This window comes from Geothrix sp. (assembly GCF_030219325.1).
Lineage (GTDB): Bacteria > Acidobacteriota > Holophagae > Holophagales > Holophagaceae > Geothrix.
On record NZ_CP126625.1, the window covers coordinates 3,352,164 to 3,372,854 of the forward strand.

27 protein-coding genes are annotated in these 20,691 nt (G+C 68.7%); 13 read left to right on the forward strand and 14 right to left on the reverse strand.

All coding sequences use genetic code 11. From position 1 onward, the window contains the following. The first annotated feature begins 28 nt into the window (after nt 1-28). The 10 genes from QOZ81_RS14850 (at nt 29) to QOZ81_RS14895 (ending at nt 6,962) form a co-directional block, all read left to right on the forward strand. Nucleotides 29-202, forward strand: a complete 174-nt coding sequence (locus tag QOZ81_RS14850) for a hypothetical protein (protein ID WP_291204561.1) — start codon at nt 29-31, stop codon at nt 200-202. Between the two features lie 66 nt (nt 203-268). Beyond that, nucleotides 269-1,126, forward strand: coding sequence for a class A beta-lactamase (bla, locus tag QOZ81_RS14855; protein ID WP_291204558.1), 858 nt, complete (start codon nt 269-271; stop codon nt 1,124-1,126). 164 nt (nt 1,127-1,290) lie between these two features. Further along, nucleotides 1,291-1,755, forward strand: coding sequence for a rubrerythrin family protein (locus tag QOZ81_RS14860; protein ID WP_291204555.1), 465 nt, complete (start codon nt 1,291-1,293; stop codon nt 1,753-1,755). Between the two features lie 7 nt (nt 1,756-1,762). After that, nucleotides 1,763-2,311 carry a DUF3501 family protein gene (locus QOZ81_RS14865; protein WP_291204552.1) on the forward strand — a complete coding sequence of 183 codons (549 nt, stop codon included), beginning with the start codon at nt 1,763-1,765 and terminating at the stop codon, nt 2,309-2,311. Between the two features lie 9 nt (nt 2,312-2,320). Further along, nucleotides 2,321-2,791: a Dps family protein gene (locus QOZ81_RS14870; RefSeq protein WP_291204549.1), complete on the forward strand. Its 471-nt coding sequence runs from the start codon at nt 2,321-2,323 to the stop codon at nt 2,789-2,791. A 98-nt stretch (nt 2,792-2,889) separates the two neighbouring features. Next, nucleotides 2,890-3,468: a Fe-Mn family superoxide dismutase gene (locus QOZ81_RS14875; RefSeq protein ID WP_291204546.1), complete on the forward strand. Its 579-nt coding sequence runs from the start codon at nt 2,890-2,892 to the stop codon at nt 3,466-3,468. Nucleotides 3,469-3,626: 158 nt separating this feature from the next. Further along, nucleotides 3,627-4,325: a DUF2461 domain-containing protein gene (locus tag QOZ81_RS14880; protein ID WP_291204543.1), complete on the forward strand. Its 699-nt coding sequence runs from the start codon at nt 3,627-3,629 to the stop codon at nt 4,323-4,325. Between the two features lie 101 nt (nt 4,326-4,426). Continuing rightward, entirely contained in the window at nt 4,427-5,377 is a 951-nt protein-coding gene (locus tag QOZ81_RS14885; protein WP_291204540.1) for a metallophosphoesterase family protein, read from the forward strand. Then, entirely contained in the window at nt 5,374-5,850 is a 477-nt protein-coding gene (locus QOZ81_RS14890; protein ID WP_291204537.1) for a ubiquinol-cytochrome c reductase iron-sulfur subunit, read from the forward strand. Before QOZ81_RS14885 ends, QOZ81_RS14890 begins: the two co-directional genes overlap by 4 nt. Nucleotides 5,851-5,912: 62 nt before the next feature. Further along, entirely contained in the window at nt 5,913-6,962 is a 1,050-nt protein-coding gene (locus QOZ81_RS14895) for an RNA polymerase sigma factor (protein ID WP_291204534.1), read from the forward strand. 389 nt (nt 6,963-7,351) lie between these two features. On the opposite strand, the gene QOZ81_RS14900 is transcribed toward QOZ81_RS14895, so the two are convergent. The 11 genes from QOZ81_RS14900 to QOZ81_RS14950 form a co-directional block, all read right to left on the reverse strand. Continuing rightward, nucleotides 7,352-8,392 (reverse strand): prephenate dehydrogenase/arogenate dehydrogenase family protein, encoded by a 1,041-nt coding sequence (locus tag QOZ81_RS14900; RefSeq protein WP_291204531.1) that lies wholly within the window; start codon nt 8,390-8,392, stop codon nt 7,352-7,354. A 27-nt stretch (nt 8,393-8,419) separates the two neighbouring features. Further along, nucleotides 8,420-8,650: a thioredoxin family protein gene (locus QOZ81_RS14905; RefSeq protein WP_291204528.1), complete on the reverse strand. Its 231-nt coding sequence runs from the start codon at nt 8,648-8,650 to the stop codon at nt 8,420-8,422. 8 nt (nt 8,651-8,658) lie between these two features. Further along, entirely contained in the window at nt 8,659-9,732 is a 1,074-nt protein-coding gene (locus tag QOZ81_RS14910; protein WP_291204524.1) for a permease, read from the reverse strand. A 4-nt stretch (nt 9,733-9,736) separates the two neighbouring features. Further along, nucleotides 9,737-10,663, reverse strand: coding sequence for an arsenite methyltransferase (gene arsM, locus QOZ81_RS14915; RefSeq protein WP_291204521.1), 927 nt, complete (start codon nt 10,661-10,663; stop codon nt 9,737-9,739). 68 nt (nt 10,664-10,731) lie between these two features. Further along, on the reverse strand, nt 10,732-11,067 hold the full coding sequence (locus QOZ81_RS14920) for an ArsR/SmtB family transcription factor (RefSeq protein ID WP_291204518.1): 336 nt from the start codon (nt 11,065-11,067) through the stop codon (nt 10,732-10,734). A gap of 71 nt (nt 11,068-11,138) precedes the next feature. Continuing rightward, nucleotides 11,139-11,558 carry an arsenate reductase ArsC gene (locus tag QOZ81_RS14925; protein WP_291204515.1) on the reverse strand — a complete coding sequence of 140 codons (420 nt, stop codon included), beginning with the start codon at nt 11,556-11,558 and terminating at the stop codon, nt 11,139-11,141. Nucleotides 11,559-11,567: 9 nt separating this feature from the next. Further along, entirely contained in the window at nt 11,568-12,050 is a 483-nt protein-coding gene (locus tag QOZ81_RS14930; protein ID WP_300714936.1) for an arsinothricin resistance N-acetyltransferase ArsN1 family B, read from the reverse strand. Next, nucleotides 12,047-12,847 carry a DUF6544 family protein gene (locus tag QOZ81_RS14935; protein ID WP_291204510.1) on the reverse strand — a complete coding sequence of 267 codons (801 nt, stop codon included), beginning with the start codon at nt 12,845-12,847 and terminating at the stop codon, nt 12,047-12,049. Before QOZ81_RS14935 ends, QOZ81_RS14930 begins: the two co-directional genes overlap by 4 nt. Nucleotides 12,848-12,851: 4 nt before the next feature. Beyond that, nucleotides 12,852-13,943 carry an ACR3 family arsenite efflux transporter gene (gene arsB, locus QOZ81_RS14940; protein WP_291204508.1) on the reverse strand — a complete coding sequence of 364 codons (1,092 nt, stop codon included), beginning with the start codon at nt 13,941-13,943 and terminating at the stop codon, nt 12,852-12,854. A 9-nt stretch (nt 13,944-13,952) separates the two neighbouring features. After that, entirely contained in the window at nt 13,953-14,279 is a 327-nt protein-coding gene (locus QOZ81_RS14945) for a hypothetical protein (protein ID WP_291204506.1), read from the reverse strand. 29 nt (nt 14,280-14,308) lie between these two features. Continuing rightward, nucleotides 14,309-14,686 carry an ArsR/SmtB family transcription factor gene (locus QOZ81_RS14950; protein ID WP_291204503.1) on the reverse strand — a complete coding sequence of 126 codons (378 nt, stop codon included), beginning with the start codon at nt 14,684-14,686 and terminating at the stop codon, nt 14,309-14,311. 101 nt (nt 14,687-14,787) lie between these two features. Here QOZ81_RS14950 and QOZ81_RS14955 point away from each other — a divergent pair, with 101 nt between their 5' ends. Next, on the forward strand, nt 14,788-16,281 hold the full coding sequence (locus tag QOZ81_RS14955) for a M20/M25/M40 family metallo-hydrolase (RefSeq protein WP_291204500.1): 1,494 nt from the start codon (nt 14,788-14,790) through the stop codon (nt 16,279-16,281). A gap of 19 nt (nt 16,282-16,300) precedes the next feature. On the opposite strand, the gene QOZ81_RS14960 is transcribed toward QOZ81_RS14955, so the two are convergent. Next, entirely contained in the window at nt 16,301-17,359 is a 1,059-nt protein-coding gene (locus QOZ81_RS14960) for a potassium channel family protein (RefSeq protein WP_291204497.1), read from the reverse strand. A gap of 1 nt (nt 17,360) precedes the next feature. Further along, nucleotides 17,361-17,801 (reverse strand): PaaI family thioesterase, encoded by a 441-nt coding sequence (locus QOZ81_RS14965; RefSeq protein WP_291204494.1) that lies wholly within the window; start codon nt 17,799-17,801, stop codon nt 17,361-17,363. A 108-nt stretch (nt 17,802-17,909) separates the two neighbouring features. On the opposite strand from QOZ81_RS14965, the gene QOZ81_RS14970 reads away from it, so the two are divergent. After that, nucleotides 17,910-18,914, forward strand: coding sequence for a PstS family phosphate ABC transporter substrate-binding protein (locus QOZ81_RS14970; RefSeq protein WP_291204491.1), 1,005 nt, complete (start codon nt 17,910-17,912; stop codon nt 18,912-18,914). A 7-nt stretch (nt 18,915-18,921) separates the two neighbouring features. After that, nucleotides 18,922-19,425: a hypothetical protein gene (locus tag QOZ81_RS14975; RefSeq protein WP_291204488.1), complete on the forward strand. Its 504-nt coding sequence runs from the start codon at nt 18,922-18,924 to the stop codon at nt 19,423-19,425. Here the strand turns inward: QOZ81_RS14975 and QOZ81_RS14980 are convergent, their stop codons facing one another. Next, nucleotides 19,426-20,460, reverse strand: coding sequence for an Mrp/NBP35 family ATP-binding protein (locus QOZ81_RS14980; protein ID WP_291204485.1), 1,035 nt, complete (start codon nt 20,458-20,460; stop codon nt 19,426-19,428). It lies immediately after the preceding gene. Nucleotides 20,461-20,691: the final 231 nt, after the last annotated feature.

The window sequence follows — 20,691 nt, forward strand, 5'->3', positions numbered from 1 at the left end:
TTCACCCTTTTTCGTGACGGGATTCACCATGGCCAGAAAGCCCAACTACAACTTCGAGAAGCGGCAGAAGGACCTGGCCCGGCAGAAGAAGAAGGAAGAGAAGCTGCAGAAGAAGGCGCTGAAGAAGGACGCCCAGGGCAACGACATTCCCGATTCCGAAGAGTCCGAGGGCGCCACCGAAGAAGGCCAGGCCTCCGAGTAGCCCAGTCATCCAGGCGGACTCTGAGGGCAGCTTCCTGATAGAAGAGGACGCCTTCGAGGAGCCCCCATGACCCGGATGGTGCTGGCAGCCGCCCTGTGGATCCTGCCCGTCATGGCCGCTCCGCCCCCGTCCTTGTCGATCGCCCGACTCGCGACCCTGGAGGCGCGTATCGGGGGACGCCTCGGCGTGGCCGCGCTGGACACGGGCTCCGGCCGCCGCCTCGAGTACCGGAGCGCCGAGCGCTTCCCCCTGTGCAGCACCTTCAAGGTCCTGCTGGCCGGGGCGGTGCTGGCGCGGGTGGATTCGGGCCGGGAATCTCTGGACCGGCGCATTCCCTACAGCCAGACCGACCTGCTCGACCACTCCCCGGTCACGGCCACCCATGTGGCGGAGGGGGGCCTTCCGGTGGAGACGCTCTGCGCCGCGGCCGTCCAGGACAGCGACAATGCCGCGGCGAACCTGCTGCTCACCAGCCTCGGCGGACCGCGGGCCGTAACCGCCTTCGCCCGCACCCTGGGCGACGGCATGACGCGCCTGGATCGCAACGAGCCCAGCCTGAACGAGGCCACGCCCGGCGATGCCCGGGACACGACCACGCCCGCCGCCATGGTGGGTGCCCTGAAGGCCCTGCTCCTCGCCCCCACCCTGTCGACCGCTTCCCGGGGGAAGCTCGAAGGCTGGATGGCCGCCTGCACCACCGGCAGGGCCAAGCTCCGGGCGGGCCTGCCCGCGGATTGGATCGTCGGGGACAAGACGGGATCGGGAGCGCACGGCACCATGAACGACATCGCCATCCTGCGGCCGCCCCACCGGGCGCCGATCCTCGTGGCCGTCTACGCCACGGGGTCGAAGGCCTCCTGGGGCGACCGGGAGGCGATGGTCGCCGAAGCCGGTCGGATCGTGGCGGGCGAGTTCAGGGACTGAGGCCAGCTCTCGGCATATCGTGAAAGCGGGTCTCGGCCCGTCGTGAATTTTCCCTGATCAAGGGGCTTGGAAGTTACAGTATCTATTCAATGATTTGACTTATTGCTTTGGCATGGGGATCGCTCTACCTTGGGTGCCGCCGATCGCGGCCCACAGGAGCCCCCATGTCCTTCACCGAGTCCAAGACCCACCAGAACCTCAAGGCTGCCTTCGCCGGCGAGAGCCAGGCGAACCGGCGCTACACCTGGATGGCCCAGGTCGCGGAGAAGGAGGGCCTGCCCGAGGTGGCCGCGCTCTTCAAGCACAGCGCCGATGGCGAGACCGGCCACGCCCTGAAGCACCTGATGTACCTGGCGGCCAAGGCCGGCGACCCCGCCACGGGCCTGCCCCTGGGCGATTCGCTCACCAACCTGAAATCCGCCGTCGCCGGCGAGACCTATGAATACACCGACATGTATCCGGAGTTCGCCCGGGTGGCCCGCGAGGAAGGCCACACCGAGATCGCCGCCTGGTTCGAGACCCTGGCCAAGGTGGAGCGCTTCCACGCCGGCCGCTTCCAGGACGCCCTGACCCGCCTGCAGTCCGGCGCCATCGCCGCCCCCGACGCCGACATCGCCAAGCACATCTGAGGTGAGCATGAACCTGGTTTTCGACCCCGCCACCGAGCTGGCCCGCTACGAGACGCGCCAGGCCCTCCTGGGCCGCCAGGCCGCCCTGCGGCTGGAACTGGCGGAGGGCATCACCTTCCAGCCCGAGACCGCCGAGAGTGTCGAGGACCAGGTGGTGGAGACCCTCTGGGCCGAAGGCCTGACGCTGGAAACCGCACCGGCCGAAGATGTCGTCGAGGCCCGCGCCTCCTTCGCCGTCCTGGCCCCGCGCCGCGAGCATGGCGGCCGCAGCGTCGTCGCCACCCTGTTCCTGGGTTTCCCGGACGCGGTCCGCGATGCGAAGCTGGCGGCCCTGCAGCGGTTCCCCGATCAGCTTCGGCTGGAGCTGAGTGACGGTTCCCTCGCCGCGCCCGCCGTGGATCGCGGCGCGGCCGGTCCCGAGGATCGCCTGCCCGCGGTGCTGGCCCTACGCTTCTTCCTTCCGGATGGCTGCCGCATCGCCGCCCTCGTTTCCAACCATGCCGTCGTTCCGGGTCGCTGGTCCGCGCCGCCGACCTGGGATGCCTGGCCTTCCTGAGGAGCCTCCATGAGCATCAACATCGGCATTCCCACCGAGGACCGCAAAGCCATTGCCGACGGCCTCTCCCGGCTGCTGGCCGACAGCTACACCCTCTACCTCAAGACCCACAACTTCCACTGGAACGTGAAGGGCCCCATGTTCCAGACTCTGCACCTGCTCTTCGAGACCCAGTACACCGAGCTGGCCCTGGCCGTGGACCTGGTGGCCGAGCGCATCCGCGCCCTGGACTACCCCGCCCCCGGCACCTATGCGGAGTTCGCCAAGCTCTCCAGCATCCCCGAGCCCACGGGCGTGCCCAAGGCCACGGCCATGATCAAGGAACTGGTCGAGGGCCAGGAGGCCGTGGTCCGCACGGCCCGTTCCATCTTCCCCGTGGTGGACAAGGTGGGCGACGAGCCCACCGCCGACCTGCTGACCCAGCGCATGCAGATCCACGAGAAGAACGCCTGGATGCTCCGGAGCCTGCTGGAGGAGTGAACGTCACCCCTCCGGGACCGGGCAATCACTCATTTCTCCTATTTCCGACTTTTTTGGTAAACTACCGATCCGCGCCCCGCGCACCTGAGGAGATGACCATGGCCTACACCGCCAAGTCCTACGATCACTTGAAGGGCGGCGCCCTGAAAGGGCTCAGCGACGCCCAGCTCGACCAGCACTTCACGCTGTACAAGGGCTACGTCACCAAGCTGAACGAGATCGAGGAGAAGCTGGCGACGGCCGACAACACCAAGCCCAACTACTCCTTCAACGACTTCAGCGAGCTGAAGCGCCGCGAGGCCGTGGCCTTCAACGGCTCCTTCCTGCACGAGCTCTACTTCGAGAACCTGGGTGCGGACAGCGATGTCAGCGCCGGCCTGAAGGCCGCCCTGGAGGCCGCCGGCGGCCAGGATAAGGTCATCGCCGACCTCAAGGCCACGGCCATGGGCGGCCCCGGCTGGGCCCTGCTCACCCGCAACCGCCGCGACGGCAAGCTGCACACCTACTTCGTGGCCGAGCACCACCTGGGCCTGCCCATTGAGCAGGACCTGCTCGTGGTGCTGGACTCGTGGGAACACGCGTTCATGGTCGATTACGGCATCGCCCGCGCCAAGTACCTCGACACCTTCGTTGAGAACATCAAGTGGAGCGAAGTCAGCAAGCGCTTCGGGAAATAGGACGCGGGCGGCATCGCGCCGCTCGACGCGTGCTCATGGTTGGGCCCCCATTCGGGGGCTCATCTTTTCCCGCTGGCTCTGGCCGCCAGGGCCTGAAGTTGGCGTGACGCCGGGCACCCGGCGGTCCTACCCTGGAGCCACGCATCGAGGAGGCCAAGGTGGCAAAGGCAACACCCTCCGGGCTGGAAAATCCGCTGGGACCCGGGCTCTTCCGGTTCCTGAAGGACCTGAAGGCGAACAACGACCGCGAGTGGTTCCAGGAGAACAAGGCACGGTACGGGGCCGAGGCCCGTGACCCTGTGCTGCGGCTCATCGCCGCGTTCGGCGAACCGCTGGCCTCGGTGAGCCGGCACTTCGAAGCCGACCCGCGCCCCGTGGGCGGCTCCCTCTTCCGCATCCACCGCGACACCCGCTTCAGCAAGGACAAGACGCCCTACAAGACCCACCTCGGCATCAACTTCCGGCACCGCTCCGAGGCGGCCGGAGGCGTCCACGGACCGGGGTTCTACCTCCACCTGGACCCCGGCGGCTGCTTCGCCGGCGGCGGGCTCTGGCATCCGGAGCCCGAGGCGCTCTACAAGGTCCGCCAGGCCATCGCTGCCAAGTCCACGGCCTGGAAGAAGCTCCGTGCCTCGGGGATCGACATCGAAGGCGAGTCCCTCAAGCGGGTGCCCCAGGGCTTCGATCCGGACCACCCCTGCGCCGAGGACCTCAAGTTCAAGGACTTCTACACCGCCACCAGCTTCACGGATGCCCAGGTGCTATCGCCGGACTTCCTTGAGCAGGTGGCCGGAGCCTGCCAGCGGGCGGCCCCCCTGGTCCGTTTCCTGTGCAAGGCCCTGGACCTGCCCTGGTAAGCCCGATCCACCGATCCGACATCCAATCCCCGGCTCCTGGCGTATCTCTCTGTGCCGCAGGTTTGGCGTGGCGCATCGGGCCTTGCCCGGGAGGAGGGCGCATGGGATCGCAGATGGATCGGCTGACCTTCATGAAGGTCATGGGCATCGGCGGGGCGGTATTCGCCACGGGGTTGCCGGGCTTCGCGGAAGCGCTCGGTTCCGCGGCCAAGGCGAAGGCTTCGGACTTCTACTTCGTGCAGCTCACGGACACCCACTGGGGCTTCGAGGGCGCCAAGGCCAATCCGGAGGCCAAGGGCACCCTGGGCAAGGCCATCGACGCGGTCAACGCCCTAGATCCCCAGCCGGATTTCGTCATCTTCACCGGCGACCTCACCCACATCACCGATGACCCGGCGGTGCGCCGCCAGCGCATGGCCGAGTTCAAGGCCCAGGCGAGCCGCCTGAAGGCCAGGCAGATCCGCTACCTGCCCGGGGAACACGACGCCTCGGGAGACCACGGCGAGGCCTTCCGCGAGGCCTTCGGAGCCACCCGCTACGCCTTCGCCCACAAGGGCATCCACTTCATCGTCCTGGACAACGTGTCCCAGGAGGGCTCGATCCTCGGCGAAGAGCAGTTGAAGTGGTTCGCCGGTGAACTCGGCAAGACCCCCAAGAACGAGCCGCTGGTGATCTTCACGCACCGGCCCCTCTTCGACCTGTACCCCGACTGGGACTGGACCACCACCGATGGGCAGAAGGCCATCGACCTGCTGAAGGACCACGCCTTCGTCACCGTGTTCTACGGACACATCCACCAGGAGCACCACCACGCCACCGGCCACATCCAGCACCACTCGGCCACCTCGCTGATCTTCCCCCTGCCGGCCCCGGGGTCCACACCCAAGCGCGCCCCCATTCCCTGGGACCCGGCCCGCCCCTACCTGGGGCTGGGCTTCCGGCAGATCCATGCCCAACCGGCCCAGCTGAAGGCTGGCGAAGGCCAGGGGCTTCTGGTCCTTGCGGAGAAGGCCCTGGCGGATGCCCCGAAGGCCGTGGAGAAGCCCGCATGACGCACGATCGACCCCTTGCACCGATGGCCCCGGATCCCTCCCGGCGGGCCTTCTGCGCCACGGCCTGCGCCCTGGCCATGGCGACGGCCCTCCGCGGAAGCACGCAGACGCCCGCCCCCGGAGAGCACCCGCCGGATCCCCACCCCGTGAAGCTCACGGAAGCGACCCGGGCCCAGCTGACTCCGGGGACGGTGCTGGACTACCGCAGGCTCGGCGCCTTCTACCTGGCTGCGGATGACCGGGGCGTGTTCGCCCTGACGGCCATCTGCACCCACCGCGGCTGCCTCGTGCTGTCAGAAGGCCCCACAGGCTTTGGCTGCCCCTGCCATGACAGCGCCTACAACCTCCAGGGCGAGGTCACCGAAGGCCCGGCCAAGCTCCCCCTCCGCCACCTGGCCGTGCAGGAGACCGAGCCTGGTGGCCGGCTGCAGGTGGACACCTCCACCACGGTGCCTCCGGAGCTCCGCCTTTGACCTTTTCGGTGGCCGGGCAGGGACTGGCGGGACGGGCCCGGCGGGACCAGGATGAAACCACCATGCCCACCCCGCTCCCCTCCACGCCGGCCGCGCCCCTCGGGGAGGATGATGCCTCGCTGCTCCAGCGCATCCGGGCCGGGGAGGAGGATGCCCTCCAGCAGCTGCACCGGCGCCATGCGCCCCTGGTGTTCCACCTGGCATGCCGGGCCCTCGACCGCGCGGCCGCGGAGGAGGTGGTGCAGGACACCTTCCTCTCCGTCTGGCGCAAGGCGGCCGATTTCGACCCGACCCGGGGCGCGGTCCGCACCTGGCTGCTGAGCATCGGGCACCACCGCATGCTGGATGAGCTGCGCGCCCGGTCCCGGAGGCCCCAGGCCGCAAGCGACCAACTGCTCGACCAGGCGGCCCTGTGGGCCGACGAGCCCCTTCCCGATGAGACCCTCTGGAAGGCCTACCAGCGGGACGCGGTGTCCGAGGCCCTGGCGGCCCTCCCGGAACCCCAGCGCGCCGCCCTCCGCCTGGCCTTCTTCGCCGACCTCACCCACGAGGAGGTGGCCCGCGCGCTGAAGGTGCCCCTGGGCACCGCCAAAACGCGCATCCGCAGCGGCCTGCGGCAGCTGGAGCGCCACCTCGGCGGGCTGGTGGCCCTCCTGGCCGTGGCCCTGGCCGGCACGGGGTCCTGGCTCTACCACCGGCGGGCGCTGGAGGACGCGCAGATGCAGCGGGCAGTCCACCTCCTGGCGGACAGCCAGACGCGGGCCCTGCGCCTGGCCCCGGCTGGGGCCGCCGTCCCCGAGGCCGGCACCCACGCCACCTTCCGGAGCGCCCCCGGGGCCGGGATCGCCGTGCTCACGCTGACCCATTTCCCGGCGCCACCCGAGGGTGCCCAGCACGTGCTTTGGGTTCAGGCTCAAGCGGGCTGGAAGCCCTGGGCGCTGCCGCCACCGGACCGCGCGGGCAAGGTTCTCCAGGTTCTGGAGGATCCCTGGCTGGCCCAGGCCTGGCCAGTCCGGCTCCGCATCACCGTGGAAACCCAGCCGACCGGTCAGCCCTCGGGGCCCGTGGTGGTCGAATGGCGGGAACCCGACCCACCCTCCGCCACACCCTGACCTGACTTATCTGGAGCCCGGATTCATTCTGGGATCCGATGCGTCTCCACCCGGAAAGCCGCACTGCAACCGCTCTGGATAGGCGCTCACGGACCACTCTGCACGCGGATCGCGGTCCTCCACATTCATGCCCATCTGATGTTTGCAGAAAGCGCAGAAGGCGAAGGTCGGACCGGACACGTCGCGCTCGGCGTCATGCAGCGTGTGGAACTGGGGCAGCGGGCAGCCGAGAATCAGGAGCCAGGCGCCTCGACCGGATGGATCTTCCGTCAAGATGTGATCCATTGGATGGCCCCTTATCCGAGCGGCTGCTCCCCTGAGTTTCCTCCACCGGAATTGAAATTGTCTTTACTGTGATTCGAAACACACGCTTTCGACGGGGAGAACCTTTACCGCCCCTGGGCACTTCGCGAAGCCCTCAGCACGGCCCGGAAGACCTCCTCCACGCCCTGGGCATCGAGCCCCGATTCCCTGGCCCAGTCCCGCCGGGCCTGCAGCTGCGAGGCTTCCCGCTCGGGATCATGGATGGGGAGGTTCAGCTCGGCCTTGGCACGGCCCGCGCGGAGCACCAGTTCCGTGCGGCGGGCGAGCAGGGCCACCAGCTCCTGATCCAGCGCGTCGATGTGATCCCGGGCCTCCTGCAGAGCCGGCGACCGCGTGCCCAGGTCGGGGATGGAGAGCTGCTCGCCCCCCCCCGACTCGGCCGCCTCGGCCAGACTCCGGTGGATGGCCGACAGGGCCTCCAGCAATCCTTCCCGGGCGCCGGAGGCGAAGGGGTTCTCGTTCTGCAGGGCGGCGAAGAGATGCCCCGCGTCCTCCCGCACCGACTCGAGCGTCCGCGCGATGGCGTGGAAGGAGGGGGGCGTGAAGGGCAGCTCGGCGCCGGCACCCACGGCCAGCAGCCCCTTGGCGATGAAGAAGGTCAGCGCATGGGTCGTGGCCATCACGCGGTCGTGGTCCTCGGGGCTCTGGCGCAGCACCTCGCAGCCCAGGCTGTGGAACAGGCTTTCGACACGCTGAGCGGCGGCCGGATGGTGGGGCGAGGCGCAGAGCACCACGCGCAGGGGACGCTCGGCCCGGGCGAGGCTCACCGGTCCGAACAGCGGATGGGTGCCCGCATGGGGGATGGCCGGGCCCAGGTGCTCTTCGAGGAGGGCACAGGGCCCCACCTTCACGCTGCCCACGTCGAAGACGAGGTGGTCGGCCCTCAGGCGGGGCCGCAGGGCCCCGATGAGGCCGCCCAGCGCCGGGATCGGCACCGCCAGCACCAGGGCCTCCTGGCCGTCCACCAGGTCATGGAAGCCGGCGACGCGGTGCTCCCCGGGCACCTCTGCGACGGGATCCCAGGCCCGATAGGCATGGCCGGCCTCGCGGAGGAGCGAGCCCAGCGCCCTCCCGAAGCGGCCATAGCCCAGGATGCCGATGCGCATGGGAGTCTCCGGAGACAGGAGGCCATCCTACCGCAGCAGGCCCTCGATGGCCGCCACGGTCGGCACGTGACCCTGGCTCTTCACCACGCCGTCCACCACGAGGCCCGGCGTCGTCATCACGCCCCGGGCCACGATGTCCGGGTACTCGGTGACCTTCACCAGCGTGAAGGTCGCACCCAGGTTCTTCGCGGCCTCCTCCGCCCGCTCCGCCAGCAGCTTGCACTTGGCACAGCCGGTGCCCAGGACTTCGATTCTCATGGCAGCTCCTACATCAGGATGTTGAACAGGTATCCCACCAGCACGATCCCCAGGGTCACGATGCCGAGGAAGGTGGCCAGCAACGTGGGCTTCAGCACCTTCCGCAGGATGACGGTCTCGGGCAGGGACAGACCCGCCACCGCCATCATGAAGGCCAGTGCCGTGCCCAGGGCCGCGCCCTTGGCCAGCAGCACCTGCACGATGGGGATGATGCCCGCAGCGCTGGCGTAGAGCGGCACGCCGATGAGCACCGCCAGGGGCACGCTCCACCAGGCAGACTTGCCCATGAACCGCGCCAGCAGCTCCGCCGGCACATAGCCGTGCAGGAAGGCGCCCACGGCGATGCCCACCAGGACATAGAGCCACACCTTGCGCACGATGTCCTTGGTCGCCTGGAACGCCAGTTCCAGGCGCGCCACGAAACCCGTCGGAACCTCGGTCCCCACCGAGGCCTCGAAGGGGATCTCCATCACCCACGGCTCCAGATGCCGCTCCATGCGGAGCTTCCCGATGATCCAGCCCGAAAGGAAGGCGATGGCCACGCCGGTCACGGTGTAGAGCAGGGCGATGCGCCACCCGAACAGGCTCCACAGCAGGAACAGCGCCACCTCGTTCACCATGGGTGCCGAGACGAGGAAGCTGAAGGTCGCGCCCAGGGGCACGCCCACCCGCACGAAACCGATGAAGAGGGGCACGGCGGAGCAGGAGCAGAAGGGCGTGGCGATGCCCAGCAGCGAGGCCAGCAGGTTGCTCCAGGCGCCGGTGCGCTTCGCCAGCAGGTCGCGGGTGCGCTCGGGGCTGATGAAGGTCTGCACGAAGCTCACGCCCAGCACCACGAGCCCGAGCAGCAGCAGCACCTTCGGCCCGTCATAGGCGAAGAAGGCCACGGCCTCACCCAGGCGGCTGCCCACTTGCAGCCCAAGCGCGCGGAAGGCCAGCCAGTCCGCCAGGGGCTTCAGGCCGAGGTAGAGCGCGAACCAGGCCGGAAGGGCGGCCAGCAGCCACCCTCCGGACCTCCAGAAGCCATCGCCCTGGACGGGCGCCGGGGCGGCACAGGCGCAGGATTTCGATTCCACGGCCATGGCCTCAGCCTCCGCAGCAGGTGGGCGCGCAGCCACAGGCCCGGGGGCTCTTGGTGGCTTCAAGCTGCAGGCTCAGCACGGCACCCGCCGCGGTCTCCAGTTCCTCAGGCCCCAGCTCTGGGTACCGCTGGCGGGCCGCTTCCATCAGCTCGGGCGAGAACATGTCCAGGCCGTAACGCCGCTCGCCCGCCACGGCCAGGCCGAGGAAGCCCGCCGCCTCGATGGCCTTGAGGTAGTCCGCCTTCAGCAGCGCCCCGGCCACGCAGGCGCCGTAGATGTCCATGTCCTGACGGATGGCCTCGGGCAGGGGCCGTTCCAGCACCAGGTCGGAGACCATCAGCCGCCCGCCGGGCTTCAGCACCCGGTAGGCTTCGCGGAAGGTGCGGGCCTTGTCCGTGCTGAGGTTCACCACGCAGTTCGAGATGATGACGTCCACGCTGGCATCCGCCAGGGGCAGGGCCTCGATGTCACCCAGCCGGAACTCGACGTTCGCGTAGCCGTGGGTGGCGGCCAGGGTGGTGGCGCGCTCGATCATCTGGGGCGTCATGTCCACGCCAATGACGCGGCCCGTGGGTCCCACGCGCTTCGAGGCCAGAAAGGCGTCGAAGCCCGCGCCGGAACCCAGGTCCAGCACCGTTTCGCCGGGTTTCAGGGAGGCCAGGGCCACGGGATTGCCGCAGCCCAGGCCCAGGTTGGCACCCTCGGGTACGGCGGCGAGGTCCTGCACGCCGTAGCCCAGGCCCAGGCTGGCCGCACCCGGATCGGAATCAGGGCCGCAACCGCAGGATGATGAGGAGGTCGAGCAGCAGCTTGGCTGCGCCTCGACCTGGGGGTCCGGGGGTATTCGCGCAGCGAGGGACCCCCGGGTGGAGTTGGTGACGAAGCCCGCGTAGCGTTCGCGGACAGCAGTTTTGATGGTCTGGGAATCCATGGCAGATCCTTTCGAAGGTAGACGTTCCCCGGGACGCGGTGGCATCCAGTTCCCAGGAAAGTGGAAGGTCAGTCCCCGCCGCAGCAGGGTGAAGGGCTCGGCTCTGACGCGGTGCCACCGGAGCAGCAGTCCTGCCAGAGGTACTCGGTGAGGGCCCGCAGCACGCCGTAGTCGGCGCGGTAGCGCAGGGTCGTGCCTTCCCGGGCCACCAGGACCAGACCCGCCTCGGCGAGGGTGGCCAGGTGGTGGCTGAGGGTGGAGGCCGGGATGTCCAGGCGCGTCTGCAGCTCCCCGGCGGGCGTCCCCGCCTCGGGGCCCTGCACCACGCGGCGCAGGATGGACAGGCGGACCGGGTGCCCGAGGGCCTTCAGTCGCTCTGCCGCCTGCTCCACTTGCCCGGTCATGGGTGCCTCCCGACTTAATTCTAAAATTATCGAAATAGAACGCAAGGCCTAATTTCGATTTTTTTCGAAATTTATGGAGTCCAGCGCCGATCGCGCCCCAAAGCCGCCAGGCGGCGGGCGATCTCATCTCGGGCCGTGCGGAAACGGGCGCGCAGATCCTCGGGCCCGAGCTCCGGATCCTCGCTCGCCGGATCCGGGATGGGCCAATGCAGGCGCTCGGCCCGGCCCAGGAAAGCGGGGCAGACCTCCTCGGCACAGAGGGTGATGACCAAGTCCACGGTGGCGGGGTCGATGTCCGCCACGGATTTGGAGGCATGGGCCGACGCATCGATGCCCACCTCGGCCAGGGCCTCGATGGCATACGGGTTCACGCGGCTGGGCCGGCTGCCGGCGCTCTGGATGCGGAAGCCCGGGAACCGCTGGCGGGCCAGGCCTTCGCCCAGCTGGGAGCGGGCGCTGTTGGCCACGCAGAGGAACAGGATGGATGGCACGGTCTCCCCCTACAGCAGCAGTTCCCAGAAACCCACGTCGATCCAGCAGTCGAACTTGCGACCGGCTTCGCGCATGTGGGCAGCCTGGCGGAAGCCCAGCTTCTCGTGCAGGCGGACGCTGGCCTCGTTGGGCAGGGCCAGGCCACCCAGCACCAGGTGGAAACCCCGCCGACGCAGTTCGTCGAGGAGGGCCTGGTAGAGCGCGGCCCCTCGGCCCCGGCCGCACTGGTCCATGGCGAAGTAGATGGCCGTCTCCGTCGAGTGGCGGTAGGCGGCCCGGGCCCGCCACACCGAGCTGTAGGCGTAACCCAGCACCCGGCCTTCCTCCTCCCAGACGAACCACGGGTAGGCCGCGGTCACCCTCTCGATGCGCGCGGCCATCTCCTCCGCCGTGACCGGCTCCTCCTCGAAGGTGATGGTGGTGTCCCGGATGTACGGGTTGTAGATGTCGGCCAGGGCCTGGGCATCCGTCGGTCGCACGGGGCGGATCATGGCGCTCCCTCCTCAGGTCTGGGCCCCACGTTGTAGGCGATCTCCCCCACCCGGAAGCGGGCGTAGGGGAAGGGTCCGGCAGGCTCCTGCCAGATGGCGTCCCCTTCCACCATGAGATGGAATCCTTCAAAGCCACCGTACTTGCGGATGGGTGTGGACCAGGGGTAGTTCAGGTAGGTCTTCCCATCGGCGGACTGGTACCGGTCTTCGGAACGGAAATCCGCCAGGTCGCCCTGGTCATCGAAGCGCAACACCGCCGCCACGCAGTGGCCCTGGTGATGGAAGGTGCCCTTGAGCGTCCGTCCCGGGCCCTCCTCCCAGCGCACGTCCACCTCCAGCAGGGCCGCGGGCGCCAGCAGGCAGAGGTCGTTGAAGAAGGTGACCGTCTCGCTCTGGTCCATCTCGGGGCCGCGGGCCTCCACCACCTGGAAGAGGGAAGCCACGCGCACCTGCATGGTGGCCGTGGGACCGACGAAGCGATGGAAGCTTTCGAAGGGGATGCCGAAGCGGGAGGCCCTCATCAGGAAGAGCCGCGCGGGATCGGGCCCGAGAAACGTGTGCTGGTCGACCCGGATCTTCATCCAGCCCGATCCGTGGCTGGGGCGCATCTCGCCACTGAAGCGCACGCGGAAGTTCCGCACCCGGGGTCGCCCCACCACGCCCACCCGGCGGAGATAGGCCTGCAGCAAGGACGGCAGTCCGGACAACTCCTGCTCGGTGACCAACACCTCGGGTTCCACGCTCGCCAGACCGCGGGACACCTCGCGTTCGTAGCGCGTGCGGAAGCCCGGTCTCACGCCATCACCTCTTGGGTTCCACCGCCGGACAGCAGAGGACGTCCGCCACGGCCTGCGTCTCCCCGGGGAACCAGCGCTGCCGGAGTCGCAGCGACACGTTCACCAGCCCGATGAGCACCGGCACTTCCACCAGCGGTCCGATGACCGCCGCGAAGGCCGCGCCATGGCCCAGACCGAAGGTGGCCACGGCCACGGCGATGGCCAACTCGAAGTTGTTGCTGGCGGCCGTGAAGCTCAGCGTGGCGCTCTGGGGGTAGTCGGCACCGGCGCGCTTCGACAGCCAGAAGCTGGCCAGGAACATCACCAGGAAGTAGACCAGCAGCGGCAGGGCCACCCGCAGCACGTCCGTGGGCCGGGCCACGATCTGGCGGCCCTGGAGACTGAACATGGCGATGATCGTGAAGAGCAGCGCGATGAGCGTGATGGGGCTGATCTTCGGCACGAAGACGCGGTGGTACCAGTCGAGGCCCTTGAGCTTGCCGAGCACCTTCCGCGTGAGGAAGCCGGCGATGAAGGGAATCCCCAGGTAGATGAACACACTGGTGGCGATCTGCTGGATGGTGATGTCCACCCGCGTGCCCGGCAGGCCCAGCTTGGTGGGCAGCACCGTGATGAAGAGCCAGGCGTACACGCTGAAGAAGAGCACCTGGAAGATCGAGTTGAAGGCCACGAGGCCGGCGCAGTACTCGGTATCGCCCTCGGCCAGGTCGTTCCACACGATGACCATGGCGATGCAGCGCGCCAGGCCGATGAGGATGAGGCCCACCATGAGCTCGGGCCGGTCCCGCAGGAACAGGATGGCCAGGCCCGTCATGAGCAGGGGGCCGATGACCCAGTTCTGCAGCAGCGACAGGCCCAGCACCTTCCTGTTGCGGAAGACCAGGTGCAGTTCCTCGTAGCGCACCTTGGCCAGGGGCGGATACATCATCACCACGAGGCCGATGGCCAGGGGCACGCTGGTGGTACCCACGTTCCAGGCGTTCAGGGCCGCGTTGAAGCCCGGCGCGAAGCGGCCCAGCAGGATGCCGGCCGCCATGGCCAGGAAGATCCACAGGGTGAGGTAGCGATCCAGGAAAGACAGCCGGCCCGTGGACATCTCACCCTCCTAGCGGCAGTCGCAGTCGTCGCCGCAGTCGCCCTTCTCCTTGCCCTCGGTCTCACAGGCGCAGGCGCCGCCACAGCATCCACCGCCATCGGTCAGGGTGGATTCGGCCAGGGCCATCATGATCGAGTGGGGATCGCCCTTCACCCGCAGGGCCATGTTCACGGCCTCGATCATGGCCTCCTTGGAGACGCCCAGCTCTTCCAGGCGGGCCTGATGGGCCCGGAAGGCGCGCTCGGCGTTGGCGCCGATGGCCGCGCCCAGGGCGACGAGGTTGAGGGTGATCTCGCTGAGGCCGGTCTCGAGCTGGGGATCGGTCTGGGTGGTCATGGAAGCTCCTGGTGGTGGGAAGGGGAAAGTCAGGCGGGTTCAGGAACGGGACAGGCGGCCGGATCGCAGGTGACGCAGCGCAGGGCCCGCGCCTGGGCCAGGTCCCTGGCCAGGTCGGCTTCGGCCGCGGCCATGAGGGGCCACAGGGCCTCCACCATCGGTCGGGCGGCGGCTTCGTCGGCCAGGGCCACATGGACCCAGCGGCCCACCTTCCGCTCCCGCACCAGGCCGGTACGGCGCAGGGCCGTCAGGTGCTCGGACACGGTGGAGGGGGCCAGCCCCAGCACCTCGGCCACCTCGCAGACGCAGAGCTCGCCACCCTGCAGGAGGGCGAGGATGCGCAGGCGCACGGGGTGCGCCAGGGCCTTGAGGGTGTCGACGAGGGGCCGGAGGGTGTCTGTCGTCATTTCTCGTTTTTCCGAAACATTCCCAGCCTAACCCGAAATACTTCCCCTTGTCATGCCTCAATAGATGAGGTTACCTGATGATACCCCTCCAGGAGCCACCCATGCCGCGGTCCACCCCCGCCCTTTTGTCGCTGGCCCTCGCCACGGCTCTGCAGGCCCAGAACCCCGCCCGGACCACCCCCCCGCCGCCGTCACCGGTCCCGGTGCTGGTCAGCTACCCCGACACGCCCGCTGGCAAGCTGCTGAAGGAGATCAAGGAACACGCCGACGTGGTGGCCCGGGTGGAATACCTCGCGGACCAGATCGGTCCCCGGCTCACCGGCTCCGAGCAGCTGCGCCGGGCCCAGGCCTGGGCCCTGGCCGAGATGAAGAAGCTGGGCGCCGAGAACGTGCACGAGGAGGCCTACGACTTCGGCCTGGCCTGGACCCGCGGCGTGGACAGCGCCCGGCTCCTCACCCACAACGGCCTGCGCTTCCGCGTGGACCAGCTGGCCTGGTCGCCGGCCACCCGGGGCCCCATCCAGGGCGAGGTGATGCTGGTGGATGCGCGCAACCTCGACGAGCTGCAGGCCTTCAAAGGCCGCCTCCGGGGCCGGATCCTCCTGCGCACGAACCCCTATGACAAGCGCCCGCCCCTGCCCCGCCGCGACCGGGGCGACATGGCCGCCTTCCAGTCCCAGCAGGCGGCCATGACCCAGTTCCTCCTCGATGAGGGCGTCGCCGCAGTGCTGCAGATGTCGGGGCGCAGGAACGGCCTGGGCTTCACCACCAGTGGCCCGGGCCGGGACCCCGGGAAGCCGGCCCTGCCCTCGGCCTACGTGCCCCAGGAGCCCTACAAGATGCTGCTGCGCCAGGTGGCGGGGAAGGAGCCCGTGCGGCTCGAGCTCAGCCTCGGCGGCAGCTTCTCCGCCAAGCCGGTCCAGGCCTACAACGTGGTGGGCGAGATCCGCGGCACGGAGAAACCCAGTGAGGTGGTCATCATCGGCGGCCACCTGGACAGCTGGGACCTTGGCACCGGCGCCACCGACAACGCCACCGGGACCTCGGTCTGCCTCGAGGTCCTGCGCGCCCTGCAGGCCACGGGCCTGAAGCCGAAACGCACCCTGCGCGTGATCCTCTGGAGCGGCGAGGAGGAGGGCCTGCTGGGCTCCCGGGCCTATGTGGAAGCCCACAAGGCCGAGCTGGACGCCATCCAGGCCGTCCTGGTCCACGACATGGGCACGGGCATGGTGAGGGGCTTCGACCTCCAGGCCCGAGAGGACGCCCGCGGCCTCATGGCCCAGGCCATCGCCCCGCTGAATGACCTCGGCGTACGGGAGCTGCCCCTCACCGTCATGAACGGTACGGACCACGCCCCCTTCGATCGAGCTGGGGTTCCGGCTTTCGCCGCCATCCAGGATGCGGTGGACTACTTCGAAGGCACCCACCACAGCCAGATGGACTTCCCGGACCACGTGCAGCCCGACCAGCTGGCCCAGGGGGCCCAGGCCATGGCGGTCACCGCCTGGGAGCTGCTGAACATGGACGCCCGCCTGCCCCACGGCGTGGTGGCGAGGCCCGTCCGGCCCGGCACCGAGGCACCGGCACCCCGCTGAATCGCAGACGGCGCGCCGGCTACTGCCGGGTCATCTCCGCCCGGGCGAGGCGGGTGAGGTTCGCCAGCGCTTCCGCGGGTCCCATGATCAGGAGCTCGTCCCCCGCCTGGAAGCGCTCATCGCCGGAGGGGTTGAAGCGGAGCCCCGCGCCCGGATGGACGAGCCCCACGAGCAGGGAGCCCGTGGCATGGCGCAGTCGGGCCTCCCGCAGCGTCTGCCCCACCAGGGGGCTGCCGGCCGAGATGGTGATCCGCTCCAACCCGAGCTCGAACTGCTCCTGCTGGAGCACGATGTCGAAGAAGCTCATCATCTCGGGCTTGAGCAGCAGGCCCGCCATGCGCCGTCCGCCGATCTCGTAGGGGCTCACGATGTGGTCGGCGCCCGCGGCCTTCAACTGGCGCTCAGTCCCCAGTTTCGCGCTGCGGGCCACCACGGGCAGGTCCGGGCGGAGCTGCTTCACCGTGAGGGTCACCAGCACGTTGTCGGCATCCGTGGTCAGGGCGGTGATGAGGCCCTTGGCTGAGCGGATGCCGGCCCGCTGGAGGATCAGCTCGTCCATGGCGTTGCCGTACAGGATCAGCTCACCGGCAAAGCGGGGGCTGCGGCCCTTGGTCTCGTCCTGCTCGATGATGACGAAGGACACGCCGGCCTTCTTCAGCTCCCAGGCGGCCTGGAAGCCCATCTTCCCGAAGCCGCAGACGATGACGTGGTCCTTGAGGTCGTCCAGGCGCTTCTGCATGCGGCGCTCCATGAGATAGCCCCGGAGGTCACCCTCGAGGAGCAGGGCCGTGAGGTTGGAGATGGCATAGGTGGCCACGCCCAAGCCCACGATGAGGTAGAAGATCGTGAAGAGCTTCGTGCGGGCGTTCACCTCGCCCAGTTCCCGGAAGCCCACGGTGAACAACGTGGTGATGGCCATGTAGAAGCTGTCGAGGGTGTTCAGCTTCGACAGGACGTGGTAGCCCAGAGCCCCCGCGAAGATGACCACCAGCAGGAGGATCAGGGCGTACCGCAGGCGCTTCAGGGGCGCATCCGCGTCATGGTTGGGGACGTAGGGGAAGGGCGTGTGGATCCGCATCTCAGCCGATCCCCTGCCGGATGGCGAAGTTCGCCGTGGCCAGCGTCACCAGGTGGTCGCCGCAGGTGAGGCGGCACTCGAGAATGGCCCCCCGGCCCGAGAAGCGGATGACCTTGCCCTCGGCCCGCACCTCCCCCTTCGCTGGCTCCAGGTAGCGCACGTGCAGGTCCGACGTGGCGAAGGGCATGGCGCCATCGAAGGCGGTGCTGAGGGCCAGGGCGCTGACCATGTCGGCCACGGTGGCCAGCACGCCGCCATTCACCGTGCCCCGGGCCCCGTTGATCACCGTCTTGGTCGGGGTCAGGACCATCACGGCCCGGCCCGGATCCACCGACTCGATGGTCAGTCCCCAGCCGCTGATGAGCGGCCAGGGATGAAAGCGCGCGCGCAACCGGTCCAGGAGATCCGGCGCCAGGGTCTCGGGGATCTGCGGCTTGGCCATGGCCCAGGATAGCCGCGGCCCCCTCCGGAAGGGAGGTCACACCGATGGACCCCCTGCTTCACGGCGGCTTCACGCCCCCATGAGCCAATCAGGACCGGAGGATCACCCATGTCCCTGCGCACGCTCTTTCCCGCTGCCCTTCTGGTCCTGGGTCTGGCCTGCCAGGTCCCAGAGGAGGCGCCGGCGAAACCGGCTCCGGCGCCCGCTGCCGCGCCGGTCAGGGAGGTGGCGCTCCCGGCCTATACCGCAGAACGCCCGGTATCCGGGGAGTTGAAGAGCATCGGCTCGGACTCCATGGAACCCCTGATGGCGCTCTGGGGGGACGACTTCAAGAAGTTCCATCCCCGCGTCAGCACCCTCTTCATCTGCAAGGGGTCGGGCACCGCCCCGAAGGCCCTCATCGACGGCAACGCCCTCATGGGCCACATGAGCCGCGAGATGAACGAGCAGGAGCAGGCGGCCTTCCAGGCCAAGTTCGGCTACGCCCCGACCCGCATCCCCGTGGCCGTGGATGCCCTGGTGGTCTACGTCAATGCCAACAACCCCATCCGGCAGCTGCGCATGGAGGAGATCGACGCGATCTTCTCCACCACGCGCAAAGGCGGCGCGAAGAACGACCTGCTCACCTGGGGCGACCTGGGCCTGAACGGCGACTGGAAGCAGCGGGACATCCAGGCCTACGGGCGGGACGAGAATTCGGGCACCCGCGCCTTCTTCAAGGAGCACGCGCTGAAGAAGGGCGACTTCAAGCCCACCGTGAAGGCCCTCCTGGACCAGTTCGCCGTGGTGGAGGCCCCGGCCGTGGATGGCGGCGGCATCAGCTACGGCCCCCTCCAGTACGCCAACCGCATGGTGAAGGGCGTGCCCGTGGCCTCCTTCAAGTCGGACCGGTTCATCGAGCCCACGCTGGAGACCATCCAGAAGGGGACCTACCCCCTGACCCGCTTCCTCTATATCTACGTGAACAAGGCCCCGGGCAAGGCCCTGGATCCCACCGTGAGGGAATTCCTCCGCTTCGTGCTGTCGAAGGAAGGCCAGGCCGGCGTGTCCAGCTTCGGTGCCGTGGCCGTGCCCGGCGACTTCGCGCACATGAGCGTCGGCAAGCTCAACTAGGGGTTCCATGCTCGCCGTCCTGCTTCAGGTGGCTCTGCTCGCCAGCGGCTTGGAGGAGCCCCCACCGCGGTACGTCATGCTGCTGCCGACCGTCACCAACCCGCCCACCGCCATGGCCGACATCCGCCTGGCCGAGAATGGCCAGACCTTCCCGGTGGCTGCGGGGACCCAGGTCAGCGCCCGGGTCAAGGGCGACCTGGTGGTGCCGCTCTCCGACCCGGGCCGGACCCAGATCCGCATCGAGATCGTCCTTCCGCTCCTCGCGAAAAATGGCAGGACCATCCTCCTGCCCGCGGGCACGCAGCTGGTGGCCCGCGTGCACCTCCTGCGCGGGCAGTTCAGCTTCGTCGGCTTCCTCTTCCTGATCCTGCCCGACGGCCGCAGCGTGGCCATGCCCGAGGACGCCTTCCGTCTGGGGCCCGGCTCCCTCCTACCGCTCCAGGATGGAGCCCCCGCCCTGCTCACCGTGTGGCGCCCCCTGCGGGTGGAGGCCTTCGGCCCCGTCAAATGATCAGAGCTTGAGAAGACCGCGCAGGCTTTCCGCCATGCCCTGGAAGACCCTGGTCTGGGGGCTGTCCGGATGGGCCGCCACCAGGGGCTGGCCGCTGTCGCCGCCCTCGCGGATGGACAGGTCGATGGGCACCTCGCCCAGGAAGGGCAGCTCCATGCGCTGGGCCGCGGCCTTGACGCCGCCGTGGCCGAAGATCTGGGTCTCCTTGCCACAGCCGGGGCAGAGGAAGCTGCTCATGTTCTCGATGATGCCGAGGATGGGCACCTTCACCGTCCCGAACATGCCGATGGCCTTCTTGGCATCGAGGAAGGCGACATCCTGGGGCGTGCTGACGATGACCGCGCCATCCACCTGGGCGTTCTGGATCAGCGTGAGCTGCACGTCACCGGTGCCCGGCGGCAGGTCGATGAGGAGCACGTCCAGGTCGCCCCAGGCCACGTCCTTCAGGAACTGCTGGAGGGCCTTGTTGAGCATGGCGCCGCGCCAGATGACGGGGCGGTCCTCCTCGATGAGCACGCCCATGGACATGACCTTGATGCCGAACTTCTCCAGGGGCAGGATCTGGCCGTCGGGAGTTCCCAGCGGTGAATCCTTCAGCCCCAGCATCATGGGGATGGAGGGGCCGTAGATGTCGGAGTCGAGAAGTCCCACCTTGAGGCCCTGCTGCGCCATGGCCACGGCCAGGTTCACGGTGACGGTGCTCTTGCCCACGCCGCCCTTGCCCGAGCCCACCACCACGCAGCGCTTGATGCCGGGGATGAGGTTCTTGAACTCCACCTGGGCGGTCTTCTCCCAGCCGATCTCGATCTCCGCCGAGGCCACGCCGGGCTGATTGAGGATCAGCTCCTCCAGGGCCTGCTTGATGACCTGCACGCGATCCTGGTAGGCCTCCATGAGCTGCAGCAGCACCGTGACCTTGCCCTCGGTGACATCGATGCCCTTCACGGCCTTCAGCGTGGTGAGGGTGGCATTCGTCCCGGGAACCACGTAGGCATTGAGGGCTTCAAAGAGGGCGGCGCGGCTGATTTTCGTCATGCGTGTCTCCAGCCCACCAGTTTGACACGGCCCGGTTGGAAGTCTGAACAGCCAAGCCCGGAGGCCCGGCCCGTCTGGATTGCGCGCCTGGCCGCGCGAAGTCGGGGAACGCCCGGTCTGACCATCGGCCCACACCTGCGCTCCATTGCCGCGTCTTCTTGCGGTGGTTTCACCCCAACGCTGGTGGCAGAATGCGGAGGCCCCGAGCAGCCGACCCGTGGATCTGCAATC